This window comes from Gammaproteobacteria bacterium (assembly GCA_013003425.1).
Classification (GTDB): Bacteria; Pseudomonadota; Gammaproteobacteria; order Steroidobacterales; family JABDKV01; genus JABDJB01.
Genome location: JABDJB010000050.1, coordinates 1 through 12,828, shown reverse-complemented (window position 1 = coordinate 12,828; position 12,828 = coordinate 1). Strand labels below are relative to the sequence as shown.

The following is a 12,828-nucleotide window of genomic DNA, read 5'->3' as shown; positions in this document are numbered from 1 at the left end:
GCAGGTTGTTGTCAAGATCGGCCAGCGCAACGGTCGAACCAAAGTGATAGTCCTCTGATCCTGCCGGTGGTTCGATTCGCAATACATGACCGGCCAGCGTGGTTGTGCCAAAACCTGCCAGGTCAATTTCGGCAGTTGCATCCAGATGCGCACCGCCGCGGATCAGCCATGCAGAGCCACTGTTGTTTTCGCCGTTGGTGTCTTCCTGGTCGGCGCCGACAAGAATGTCGGCGATGCCGTCGCCGGTTACGTCACCGGTACGAAACCAGAAGCCAAAGCGGTCGAGCTCATTGGCACCGATCAGCGTCAACACGCGGGCACCGGAAACTGCGCCGAGGTCGAGCGTAGTTCCACTGGCCGCCAGGTCGCGCAGTTCGCTGCCGCCGATGAGTATCGACAGGGCGCCTGCACCAATACGGTCAGTGGCCGGTTCGCGATAGTTCTGCCGCCCAATCAGCAGGTCGCCAATGCCGTCGCCGGTGACATCATCGATCCATATTTCGCTGCCGGCAATTTCATTCGGCCCGGCGCCGGCAATGGTCAGCACATTGGTGTTGCTCATCGCAGTGTCGATGTCGGCTCCGGCCAGGCTGCCGTCGCCGAACACGAGGTGCACCTGTCCCGCCGCCGTACGGCCGAAAGGTGCCGCGACCATTGCCGACATGGCGTAGTCCATCAGCCCGTCGTTGTCGCAGTCGGCGCCGCTGGCGACCGGTACGCCAAAGCGGCCGGTCGACGCGCTGCCTGATACGCGATGGAAGCCGTTGCCGGTCGGCTGGCCGGCCAGGTCAAGCACTGGCTGACCGGCAGGCGGCGAGGGCGCGGGCGGTGTTATCGTCGCCGGGCCACTGCCGCTGCCACCGCAGGCAGATAGTGTTATTGCCACGCCGGTGGCAATGACGGAAGCACGCATCGCTGGAGTCCCCATGAATAGATTAGGCTAACAAAAGCGGCGTGAGTTCGCCGGAAGCGACCGTGGGAGCGGCATCCTGCCGCGACAATCATGGACAAAGAACTGACCCTCGCGGAATCGCGGCGAGACGCCGCTCCCACGAAGCAGGCCTGACCCCTGGTAGCGGAATCTGGGAAGCGACGGTGGGAGCGGCATCCTGCCGCGACAATCATGGACAAAGAACTGGCCCTCGCGGAATCGCGGCGAGACGCCGCTCCTACGAAGAGGAGCCTGACCCACGAAGAGGAGCCTGACCCCTGGTAGAGGGATTTGGGAAGCGACCGTGGGAGCGGCATCCTGCCGCGACAATCATGAAGAAAATTTCGCCCGGGAGGTCGCGCCCGGAGCAAAAAAAAGCCCCGCTCGTCCGAGCGGGGCCTTGTGCAGTCGATATGGTGCGCTTAGTCGATTTCGTACTTGGCGCGCAGGTACCACATCATGCCGTTGAAGCCGAACGGGCTGAACTGGCTGTAACGGTTACCGACACCGCCGGCCGCGCCCGGATTCTCATCCGGCACCTCGTCAAAGAGGTTATTTGCGCCCAGCGTGAAGGTCCAGCCGTTTTCCATCCGCAGAGCGGCTTCAGCATCGACAATGTACTTGCCGTCGTAGCTGTTGCCGTCTTCCGAATCGTACCAGTCGTCGTAGTAGCTCACCCGGCCCAGCACACGCCAGTCGCCAAAGAAGCTGTTGGCCGAAAGGTTATAGCGGGTTTCGGGCAGGCCTTCCTCGATCTCGCGTATGCGCGTGGCACCGTCAGAGGTGAGGTCACCATTCTCGTCGCGGAAAGTCTGGCCGGCACGCGAGACATCAGTCGACGTGTTATTCCACACGAACGAAAACGTCGTGCTGCCACCGTTATTCCAGTCAACCGGGTAGGTCGCGACGATATCAATACCATCTGTTTCGGTATCGAAGTCGTTGGTGAAGAAACGGAAGTTCTGCAGGTTGCCGGCACTGGTCACGCCATCGGCGATCAGCGACTCGACCTCGTCCTGCTCCAGCGAAAACAGGCTGGAGAGATTCAGCCGGTCATCGACGTCGATTTTGAAGTAGTCGATCGTGATGTCCAGGCCACCAAGCGGGAAGAACACGCCAAAGGTGATGTTCGACGACTCTTCGGGCTCGAGTGCCTTGCCGCCACGCAGCTGGGCAACTTCCGAGGTGGCCGGCACGGTTCCGTTATTGACCAGGTCGTTCAGCACCAGGTCAAATTCGGTCGACACGTTGAAGGCATTCGACTGTCCCGGAGTGGGCGCCTTGAAGCCGGTGCCGAAAGTACCACGCACGCCAAAGCCGTTGTCAGCGCGCCAGTTAGCGGCAATCTTGCCGTTGGTTGTGGTGCCGAAGTCTTCAAAGTCTTCCCAGCGCAGCGCGGCGCCGACCAGCAGTTCGGGTGTAACTTCCCACTCGCCATCAACATAAAGCGCAATGTTTTCACGCGCGAAGCTGCCGCCGGCAATGTTACTGAAACCGGGGAAGCCATTGGATGCGGCACTGAAGCCCTGGTCGGCAAGCGGGCCGATGGTGAAGGATTCTTCCTGCCCCACGGTAATTTCAAACTCTTCCTTGCGGTACTCGGCGCCGAACGCCAGGTTGGTTTCCGGGGTGGGGTTGTAGCTGAAGTCTGCATTCACTGCCTGCTCCCACTGGGTGTAGGCGCCCGGGTCAAAGAAGGTCGGGGTAGCGGGACCCAGCGACGCGTTGACCGTGTTGTAAATGAAAAAATCGACGTGGTTGCGGGCCGTAGTGGCACTGAAGTCCCAGCGCATGCCTTTTTCGGTCTCGCCGCGTACACCTGCGGTCAGCGACGTGTCGCTGGCATCACCACCGAAACGCGGGGTGAAGCCGCCGGGGAAGATGCCGTTGAATGCAAAGCAATCGGAATTAGCCAAGATCGCGCTTAGCTGGTCCCGGTTCGGGTCCATGGCATCGCTGTTTTGCGGCAGTGAGCCGGTAAACGTGAATGGATCGCCCTGTACGCTGGTGACTTCGGGACGGAACTCGGCAGGGCAGCCGCTGCCGCTGTCAGAAACGTCGCCAACCAGCCGTACGCCTACACTGGCCGGTTCGTCTTCAAAACCTGGCAACGCTTCGCCGTCAACATAGTTCGGGTTGCTGAGGGTGGTTGCAAATACCGCACCGCGGGTGTCGGGATTACGGAAGTAGAAGCCACCGTCGACGTGCTTGTTGGCCAGGTTGGCGTGAGCATAGGCTTCGGTGTTGTTACCTAGATCCAGGCCGACGTTGGCAAACAGCTTGAGGTCGTCGTCGATTTGCGGTGTACCCCAGATCTGCGCCGGGTTCTTGACCGCTGTGTTGCCCGCGGCGATCAGAGCGGCGGCATCGTCGCGCTGAATGCTGCGGTCGGTCGCATCAGCTTCACCATACTCGAAACTGAGGTTGGCGAATCCGGCGTCGGTGAACGGCAGGCCAATATTTCCGGCGATAGCATATGTGTCGCCGTCGCCCTCGGAGGTGCTGCCGATCCTGGCTTCGACGGAAGCGCCTTCGGCCGAATCCTTCAGGATGAAGTTCATCACGCCGGCAATGGCGTCAGAACCGTACTGTGATGCTGCGCCGTCACGCAGCACTTCGACCTGCTTAAGAGCGATCGACGGGATAGCGGAAATATCCGGTCCCTGAGCGCCGTCCGAAATTCCGTTGCCCAGCCAGTAAATGACCGCAGCGCGATGACGGCGTTTGCCGTTGACCAGCACCAGCGTGTGATCCGGCGCCAGGCCGCGCAGGTTGGCCGGACGAACAATTGTCGCGGCGTCGCTGATCGGCTGAGAGTTGACGTTGTAAGACGGCACGATGTTTCGTACCAGGTTGCTCAGGTCGGTTTCTGCCTGGTTGGCGAAGTCCTCGCCGGACAGAACATCGACCGGGGCTGGCGACTGGGTCACCGAGCGTGCACGCGACCGGGTACCGGTCGTGATGACTTCCTCGACGTCACCCGCCTCAGCTGCGGCTGCTTGTTGCGTAAAAGCAACAGGAACAGTCAGAACGGCGCCGACGGCGAACGCCAGGCCCTTCCTGAAAATGGCTTTCATAGCGAATCCCCTTAATTTCCCACGTGGTTGCAGGCGCTGACCGGGTGGACCTGACGGGACACACCGTCCGTCGCACCGATACCACACGCCCGTCGGTAACAATCCTCCACAGGGCAGCAATAGTCAAGCAATTTAGTAAAATCGGTCCCCTTTTGGACGGTACCGGATGCGCCCCATGAACCTTCACGCAAAGTCTCGAATCTTGTCTTTACTGCTGGTCGTTGCGACCCTGGTGGCTTGCTCGACCAACCCGGTTACGGGCAAGCGGGAAATCCTGCTGATGACGGCCGAGCAGGAGCGGGCGATCGGCGCCCAGGCTGCCGAGCAGGTCGAGCAGACCATCGGCCTGGTCGATGCGCCGCAGCTGGTCAACTACGTGCAGGCTATTGGCAACCGTCTGGCTGCAGTGTCGCCGCGACAGGACGTCGAGTACACCTTCCAGGTGGCGAACATGGCCGAGCCGAATGCCTTCGCGCTACCCGGCGGTTATATCTATGTGTCGCGCGGACTTCTGGCCATTGCCAACTCCGAGGATGAACTGGCCAACGTTATCGGTCACGAGATCGGCCATGTTGCCGCGCGGCACTCGGCCCAGCGCCAGACGCGTGCGACCGGTGTAGGGCTGCTTACGGTGCTCGGCACCGTGCTGGCCGGCTCGAAAGGCGGTGCGCAGGCCGCGCAAACGGCATCACAGCTGGGCCAGGCGCTTGGCGCCGGTCTCATTGCGTCGTACAGCCGCGACCAGGAGCGCCAGTCAGATGAAATCGGCCAGAAGATGGCGGCGCAGACGGGCTGGAACCCGATCGGTATGGCGGAATTCATGCAGCAGCTTGGTGGTTACACCGTGCTGGTAACCGGGTCGGCGCGCCAGCCAACGTGGCTCGATTCGCATCCGCCGACCACCGAACGGGTCGAAACATCGGCCGCGCGCGCGCGCGAACTGACGATTACTTCCCGTGCGCCAATTGCCGACAGCAGGCTGGCGTTTTACAACTACATGGACGGATTGCTGGTCGGTGATGATCCCGCAGCCGGCGTATTCCGCGAGTCGCTTTTCCTGCACCCGCAGCTGGATTTCGCTCTGGTGTTTCCGTCCGGCTGGCAGACACAGAACCAGCCGTCGGCCGTACTGGCGGGGCCAAAAGAGGGCGACGCCATGCTGCAGCTGCAGCTGCAGGGCGCCGGCAGCGATCCGCAGGCCGCGGCGCGCGAGTATGCCGGGGAAAACAACCTTACCTACACGCGCACCAGCGCCGGACGCATCGGCAACTATTCGGCGTACCAGGCGATTGCCGAGGCGCAAACCGAGCAGGGCAACCTCGGCCTGCACCTGACCTGGATCGCGCACCCGGCCGGTATGTTTCGCCTGACCGGCATGACGCCGGTCGAACGTTTCAATAACTACGCGGCGACGTTTGCAGCAACCGCCGACAGTTTTCGCGGCATGACGGCGCAGGAAAAAACCGGCATGACCGAACGCCGTCTCGATGTGGTCACGGCCCGGCGCGGTGAGACGCTGGAAGCGCTCAGCAGCCGCACCGGCAACGCCTGGACGCTGGACGAGACACGACTGGCAAACGACCTGCCGGCGGGTGCGGTTTTGTCGGCCGGGCAGCCGATGAAGATTGCTGTGGATATTCCTTACCGGCCGTGAATCTCAGGTCGGTTTCGCGATCTCGACCAGCCAGGCAATCGGGTTGAGTTCGTGAAAGGTCACGGTTGCGGGGTCGATGCCGCAGTCAGCCAGGTTTGACAGCATGCTGCGGCGGGTCCAGCGCGCTGACCAGAACATGTCGGCGGTGGCAACGTAGCGTGCGCCCGGCGGTGACACCGGTTGGTGGCCGGTAGTGGTGTAAAAATCGTACTGGGCAGCTTCTGCCTCCGGCACGTCGCGATAAACCGTCAGGAACATCAGCCCGCCCGGTTTTACAGCCTGGTAGAAGCGCGACATGATGCGGGTGAATACGGGGTTGTGGTCGAGGTATTCATCGGTGTAAAGCTCCAGGTCTTCGCCGACGTCGCGAAAATTTCCCGGTGTGAAATACAGGCAAACGGCCAGGTCATAAAATGCGTCTTGCAGCTGCGCCTGCGCCACGTCACCCTCAAACACCTGCGTGTTTCCCAGATGTTCCAAGGCCCAGCGATCGCGCGTCATCTGCGCCAGCTGCGGCGCGATTTCAAAGCCATGGTAAAGCTCGCACTGCGGGGCAAATATCGACCCGTGGTAGCCGTCGCCGCAGCCGATATCGGCAATACGCAGCGACTTTCCCTGAAAGCGCTCGATCATGATCGCATCCTGGCGTTCACGCGCTTCGCGGATCAGGTCGGGCACGTAGTCACCCAGCAGCATGTTCTGCAGCGTGGCGTTTTCTGATTCGCGTAGCTTGTCACTCATGGCTCAGGCCGCATCATCAGAGAACTGCAGTGCCGCCAGCCGCGCGTAAAGCCCGTCGCGCCGCTGCAACTGCTCGTGGCTGCCTTCGTCGACGATGCGTCCCTCGTCCATAACCACGATACGGTCGGCCCGCAGCACCGTTGAAAAACGGTGCGCGATGACCAGCGTGGTGCGATCACGCACCAGGCGACCCAGTGCTTCCTGCACGACGCGCTCGCTGGCCGCATCGAGCGAACTGGTTGCCTCATCCAGAAGCAGTATCGGCGGGTCTTTGAGTATCGCGCGGGCGATGGCAATACGCTGGCGCTGGCCACCCGACAGTCGCACGCCGCGTTCGCCCAAATAAGTGTCGAACCCTTCGGGCAGCTTCACGAGAAACTCGTCACACAACGCATTACGTGCCGCAGCGCGTACTTCTTCATCCGATGCTTCAGGGCGTCCGTAGCGGATGTTGTCCATGGCGCTGGCGGCAAAAATTATGGTGTCCTGCGGCACGATACCGAGGCGACGGCGCAGCGCGACTGGATCGACTTTGCTGATATCGACGCCGTCGACGGCAATATGACCCCGCTGCGGATCGTAAAACCGCAGCAGCAGTTGGAACACGGTGCTCTTGCCGGCTCCCGATGGCCCCACCAGCGCAACCGTCTCGCCCGTGGTTATGCGCAGGGTAAAATCGTTCAGCGCGAGCTCGTCCGGCCGTGACGGATAGGAAAACGATACGTGGTTGAGCGCCACGACGCCGCGCGGTGGTTGCGGCAAATCCAGTGTGTTCGCTGGTGCGGCAATTTCAGGCGTAGCATTCAGCAATTCGACCAGACGTTCGGTAGCTCCGGCGGCCCGCTGCATGTCGCCCCACACGTCGCTCAGCATGGCCGTGGAACTGGCCATGGTGGCGGCATAGAGCACAAACTGCCCGAGCTCGCCGGCCGTCATCGAGCCGTCAATCACGTTGCGCGCGCCCAGCCACAGAACCGAAACAATGCCGGCGAAAACCAGCATGATGGACATGGCGCTTAGCACCGCCCGCGCCCGCGCATGACCCATTGCCGCCTGGAACGCTGACTCGACGCTGGCGGTGAATCTTTTCGCTTCGGATTCTTCCTGGGTGAAGGCCTGCACGGTTTGCATGGCATTGAGGGTTTCGCCGGCACGCGCGCTGGCATCGGCGATACGATCCTGACTGGTGCGCGAGAGCCCCCGCACCCGTCGCGCGTAGCCGACGATGGGCAGCACAACAAACGGAAGCAGCAGCAGGATAATCATCGCGAGTTTTGGCGCGGTAACAACCAGCATGATCAGCGCGCCGGCCAGCATCACCGCACTGCGCAGCGCAATCGATACGGTCGAACCGATCACGGTGTCGATCAGCGTAGTATCGGTAGTAAGCCGGGAAAGCACTTCGCCGGTCCGGGTGGTCTCGAAAAAAACCGGGTCGAGATGCAGCACCTGGCTGTAGACGTCACTGCGAATATCGGTGACCACGCGCTGGCCCAGCCATGACACCAGGTAATGACGGATCGCTGCCGTTGCGGCCATAAAAAGGCTCAACGCCAGGAGAACCAGGAAATAACGGTCGACCGCGCCCGCGTCATCAAAACCGTGATCGATCATCAGGCGCACTGCGACTGGCAGGCTCAGCGTTGCCGCCGCTGCCAGCAGCAGGGCAATAATTGCGGCGGCCAGCGTGGCACGGTAGGGCGCCACGTAGTGTGCCAGCTGCCGCAGCGGGCGCAGGTCGGCGCCAGGCGGCCGCTCCGTTTTGTCGGCGTGAGGGTGCTCCGATGACATGCGCGACAGTATAGTGTTGTCATGGACTGGCTGGGAATCATTCATACGGTAACGGCCGGAAGCGCCTTGCTGTTTGGTCCGCTGGTGTTTTTCCGCCGCAAGGGAACGCGCACTCACCGGCTGCTGGGCTACGGCTACGTGGTCAGCATGCTGCTGCTGAATGCAACGGCGCTGATGATCTATGACCTGTTCGACGGGTTTGGCGTGTTCCACTGGGCCGCGCTGGTCAGCCTGGTAACGCTGGCATCGGGTTTTGTCCCGGCGCTTTTGCGCCGGCCGCAGCGTACCTGGATTGTGTGGCACTACATGGGCATGAACTGGTCCTATGTTGGCCTGTGTGCTGCGGCCGCGGCCGAGTTCCTGACGCGCTTACCGGCTTTTATTCCGCGGGTGCTCGATTACGTTCCGGGGAGTTTCTTCTGGAACGCGGTTGGCGCCGGCACCTTCATCATCTGCGGCACCGGCTGGTACCTGGTCAACAGGCGGCGGCCGGGTTTCGCGCTGGTGCAGCGCATGCTCGATAACAACTGACTGGACAAGCCCCGGAACTCGACTACCTTTGGAAGGTGTCCAAATTAAGGGGAACCAGATGAAACGCCTCATTATTGCCGCCCTGGCGGTGCTACCGATTGCGGCTGCCGTCGCTGATCTCGAGCCCTATAAAGATTACGAGATGAGCGATGCGGTGTGGAACGTGACCACGATCCGGGTCGATTCCAACATGGGCGATGCCTATCTCGAAGGCATCCGGAATACCTGGGTTAAAGGCAACGAGATTGCCAAGAAACTCGGCCAGATCGAAGACTACAGCATCTATCGCAGCGACCTGCCAAACAGCGGCGACTTCAACCTGCTGCTGGTGATCAAGTTTGCCAGCGGGGCAGACCTGGAACCGAGCAAAGCCCGGTATGACGCCTTCATGAAAGAGTGGGGCAAAAAGAATGCCGACGCGGCGACGGATTTTGCCCAGAAAAACTACCCGGCGATGCGCAAGATCACCGGCGAATACCAGATGCGTGAAATTACGCTGAAATAGCGTGGCGACCCGGCCCCGATCATTGCATCGGGGCCGGGTGCCTTGTTAACGGCCCGGCGTCCAGGGCACGCCGGCATCATCCAGCCGCTGCCGCAGCCGTGGCATGTCCGTGTCCAGCAGCCGGTCGAGCGATGTCCGGGCCTCATTAAATTGCTCCTGCGCAATCTGCAGGCTGCGCCGGTTTGTGCTGGTCGGGCCATGTGCGGAGGTGCGATCGCCCCAGCCGGCATCGTAGATACGCGACATGATCGACACGCTGCCGGCATCGCCCAGCATAGCGCGCTGCTGGTTGGTGCTGAGTTTATCGCGCAATGCCTTGGCGCGTTTTTCCAGCTGCTGTGTTTCGCTGTACAGCGCGGCGTCGGCGACGGACCGTGTTAACGACTGCTTGATCGCACCGGTTTGCTTCACGAATTCATCGATCGTCGCGATCGCAGCCGTCACATCGCGCTGCAGGGTATCGACCTTGCGCAGGTAGGCCACGCGTTCGGGTTGCGACGCCCCTGCCAGAGTTGGCTCGCCACGTATAGAAACGACATCAAAACTTTGCGGCGTACCGATGACCTCCGTACGGCCGTCAACACGCTGCGCCATCGTCACGGTGTATCGGCCGGGCGCCGATAAGGTGCCGGCTGGCGGTGACCACGGTTCCGGGTCAACTTTTTCCTTCCAGGGGTCCGGTGTGGGGTAACGCAGGTCCCATGCTACGCGATGAAAGCCGGCGTCGACCGGGCCTTCCACATGCCTGACAACTTCACCGGCGCTGTTTTTTATTGTGAATACCATGGCGGGATCGTCTTCACGAGCCTCTGCTGTCACCGCTTCCCAGCCGGGAAAGCCGATGTCTTTCTCATTCTTCTTCAGCGGTTTTTCCTTTTCCTGTCGTTGCTCCTTCAAAGAACGCAGCGGTTCGGCCAGGTAGTAGGTGAAAACCGCACCGAAGGGCGGGTTCGGTGCCACATAGTAGCTGTTGCCCAGTGAGCCGCGGCATTCGGGCATCATGCAGCCGAGCGGGCGTTCTTCCACATACCAGCGTGCTTTGCGCACCGGAAACAGATGCACGCCGCTTGTCAGCTGTGATTCCGAAACCGTCCGCAGCGGTGAGTAATCGTCAAGCACGTAAAAACTGCGGCCGAACGTGGCGCCGACCAGGTCGTTTTCACGACGCTGGATTACCAGGTCACGAAACGGAATGTTTGGCGCACCGCCAGACAGTTTCACCCAGTTTTTTCCGCCGCTGACGGTAAAGAACACGCCAAACTCCGTGCCGGCAAAAAGCAGGTCGGGGTTGACGTGATCCTGTACGACACGCCACACCAGGTGCCGGTCGGGTATGCCGCTGGTTATCCTGCGCCAGCTGCGGCCACGGTCGGTACTCTTATAGATATACGGGGTGTAGTCGCCATTCTTGTGCTGGTCAACCGCGATATAGGCGGTGTCGGCGTCGTGGAGGTCAGCCTTTATGTCGTTGACATAAAAGTAATCCGCGACGCCGGGCAGCCGGCCGCCGCGACGCCAGTTTTTGCCACCGTCCGTGCTGACATGAATCAGGCCATCGTCGGTACCGGCATACAGCAGGTTTTCGTCCAGCGGCGACTCGGCAATATTGGCGATGGTGTTGTACTTCGACATCGCGTACACATCCCATGGCGCGTCAAAGCTTTGTTTGCGCCCCATGACCGGCAGATCGAGGCGGTTCTGGTTGCGCGTCAGGTCCGTGCTAATGGCTGTCCACGAGTCGCCGCGGTCGTCGCTGCGCCATAACCGCTGGCTGGCAAAGTACAGGCGCGCCGGGTCGTGTGCGCTGATCAGGATTGGCGCGTCCCAGTTGAACCGCTCCGGGGGTGCGCCGGCCTCGGCCTGCGGCTGGATATAGACCGACTCGCCGGTACGGCGATCGTACCGGGTCAGGTTACCCTGCTGCCACTGTGCGTAGACGATATCCGGGTTGCTGTAGTCAGCAAACGGCTGGTGACCGTCGCCGCCGAGAATTATCTTCCATTCGTCGTTGCGAATACCGGAAACATGACGGGTGCGCGAGGGCCCGCCCTGTGAGCTGTTGTCCTGGGTGCCGCCGTAGACGTTGTAGAACGGCTCATCGTAGTCGACCGACACCTTGTAGAATTGTGTGATCGGCATGTTGGCAACAAACTTCCAGGTCTTGCCGAGATCGAAGCTTTCGTAAACGCCGCCGTCATTGCCCACCAGCAGGTAATCCGGGTCGTCCGGGTCGAAGGCCATGGCGTGATGGTCGACATGCTTGGCATCGCGCCGGGTCTTGATGAAGTTCTTGCCGCCGTCTTCTGAAATGTGCAGGTATACGTCCATGTGATAAATGCGGTCAAACTGGTGCGGGCTGGCAAAAATTTCCTGGTAGTAATGCGGCCCGGTGCCGCTGGCGACAAAGTCGCTGCGTTTTTCCCAGTTCATGCCGCCGTCGGTCGAGCGATAAAAACCGCCCTTGCGACGCGTCGTTTCAATCCCGGCATAGATTACGTCAGGTCGCTGCGGCGAAATGGCCAGGCCGATCTTGCCCATGTCTTCTTCCGGCAGACCGGCTGTTACTTCGGTCCAGCTGTCACCGCCGTCGGTGGATTTGTGGATGCCGGTTTCCGGTCCGCCGTTCATCAGTGCCGCGACGGTGCGGTGGCGTTGCCAGGTAGTTGCATAAATAACGTCGGGGTCGCGCGGATCAAAATGCACCTCGCCGGCACCGGTGTACTCGCCGCCGCCCAGGATCTGTTCCCAGTTTTCACCGCCATCGGTCGATCGATACAGGCCGCGGTCGCCACCCGGCGACCAAAGAGGACCCTGGGCAGCGACATATATAACGTCAGAATCACGCGGATCGATGCGGATCATGCCGATGTGGTCGGAGTTCTCAAGCCCCATGTTTTTCCAGGTGCTGCCACCATCGAGGCTGCGATAGACGCCGTCGCCGTAACCAACGTGGCGGCCGCTGACGTTTTCGCCGCTGCCGACCCAGATGGTGTTCGGGTTGTTCGGGTCGATGGTGATACAGCCGATCGAGTACGAACCTTCATTATCGAACACCGGCATCCACGTGGTGCCGGCGTTGACCGTTTTCCATACGCCACCGCTGCCGACGCCGACATACCATGTCGAGCGGTCGGTCGGGTCGATGGCAATATCGGAGATTCGTCCGGCCATCAGCGCCGGGCCGATGCCGCGCCAGGCCATGCCCTTGAAGGTAGCTTCGTTGAAGCCGGGCTTCGCCGGCTCCTCGTCGGCCGCAAATGCTGTGGCCACCAGGCAGGCCGTCATGGCCGCCGCAATCAGTTTTTTGCTGTACATCTTGCTCCCCCGGGTGAGACGGCCAATCTACCGCACCGCGCCTCGGTTGCAAGGTTCACCGCAATACGCCACGCCCGTTCGGAGTCACCCGCAATCAATCCCGCGCGATCTTGGTAAAAGAATCGCGGCAGGATGCCGCTCCCACAAAGCATGGTCGCAGGTAATCGCGGCAGGATGCCGCTCCCACAAAGCATGGTCGCAGGTAATCGCGGCAGGATGCCGCTCCCACAAAGCATGGTCGCAGGTAATCGCGGCAGGATGCCGCTCCCACGAAGCCTGGTCG

Annotated in this window: 8 protein-coding genes; 3 read left to right on the top strand and 5 right to left on the bottom strand. The window is 61.2% G+C overall.

The features are described from left to right. Together HKN06_07775 and HKN06_07770 are read right to left on the bottom strand one after the other, a co-directional pair. Window positions 1-913: hypothetical protein (locus HKN06_07775; GenBank protein NNF61212.1), on the bottom strand; the 913-nt coding region annotated here is incomplete at its 3' end. A 440-nt stretch (window positions 914-1,353) separates the two neighbouring features. Then, window positions 1,354-4,008, bottom strand: a complete 2,655-nt coding sequence (locus tag HKN06_07770) for a TonB-dependent receptor (protein NNF61211.1) — start codon at window positions 4,006-4,008, stop codon at window positions 1,354-1,356. 175 nt (window positions 4,009-4,183) lie between these two features. Between HKN06_07770 and HKN06_07765 the strand changes: the two genes are divergently transcribed. Next, entirely contained in the window at window positions 4,184-5,662 is a 1,479-nt protein-coding gene (locus HKN06_07765; GenBank protein NNF61210.1) for a M48 family metalloprotease, read from the top strand. A gap of 3 nt (window positions 5,663-5,665) precedes the next feature. Here the strand turns inward: HKN06_07765 and HKN06_07760 are convergent, their stop codons facing one another. Together HKN06_07760 and HKN06_07755 are read right to left on the bottom strand one after the other, a co-directional pair. Further along, window positions 5,666-6,403 (bottom strand): class I SAM-dependent methyltransferase, encoded by a 738-nt coding sequence (locus HKN06_07760; GenBank protein NNF61209.1) that lies wholly within the window; start codon window positions 6,401-6,403, stop codon window positions 5,666-5,668. A 3-nt stretch (window positions 6,404-6,406) separates the two neighbouring features. Next, window positions 6,407-8,194, bottom strand: coding sequence for an ATP-binding cassette domain-containing protein (locus HKN06_07755; protein ID NNF61208.1), 1,788 nt, complete (start codon window positions 8,192-8,194; stop codon window positions 6,407-6,409). A gap of 21 nt (window positions 8,195-8,215) precedes the next feature. On the opposite strand from HKN06_07755, the gene HKN06_07750 reads away from it, so the two are divergent. Then, window positions 8,216-8,725 carry a DUF2306 domain-containing protein gene (locus HKN06_07750; protein ID NNF61207.1) on the top strand — a complete coding sequence of 170 codons (510 nt, stop codon included), beginning with the start codon at window positions 8,216-8,218 and terminating at the stop codon, window positions 8,723-8,725. A gap of 58 nt (window positions 8,726-8,783) precedes the next feature. After that, window positions 8,784-9,230, top strand: a complete 447-nt coding sequence (locus HKN06_07745) for a hypothetical protein (GenBank protein ID NNF61206.1) — start codon at window positions 8,784-8,786, stop codon at window positions 9,228-9,230. Between the two features lie 45 nt (window positions 9,231-9,275). On the opposite strand, the gene HKN06_07740 is transcribed toward HKN06_07745, so the two are convergent. Then, window positions 9,276-12,545, bottom strand: coding sequence for a glycosyl hydrolase (locus tag HKN06_07740; GenBank protein ID NNF61205.1), 3,270 nt, complete (start codon window positions 12,543-12,545; stop codon window positions 9,276-9,278). Between the last annotated feature and the right edge of the window lie 283 nt (window positions 12,546-12,828).

Bases quoted from the DNA above. Each gene is read 5' to 3' on its own strand.
- HKN06_07770 (NNF61211.1), bottom strand. From the start codon at position 4,008: ATGAAAGCCATTTTCAGGAAGGGCCTGGCGTTCGCCGTCGGCGCCGTT.
- HKN06_07765 (NNF61210.1), top strand. From the start codon at position 4,184: ATGAACCTTCACGCAAAGTCTCGAATCTTGTCTTTACTGCTGGTCGTT.
- HKN06_07760 (NNF61209.1), bottom strand. From the start codon at position 6,403: ATGAGTGACAAGCTACGCGAATCAGAAAACGCCACGCTGCAGAACATG.
- HKN06_07755 (NNF61208.1), bottom strand. From the start codon at position 8,194: ATGTCATCGGAGCACCCTCACGCCGACAAAACGGAGCGGCCGCCTGGC.
- HKN06_07750 (NNF61207.1), top strand. From the start codon at position 8,216: ATGGACTGGCTGGGAATCATTCATACGGTAACGGCCGGAAGCGCCTTG.
- HKN06_07745 (NNF61206.1), top strand. From the start codon at position 8,784: ATGAAACGCCTCATTATTGCCGCCCTGGCGGTGCTACCGATTGCGGCT.
- HKN06_07740 (NNF61205.1), bottom strand. From the start codon at position 12,545: ATGTACAGCAAAAAACTGATTGCGGCGGCCATGACGGCCTGCCTGGTG.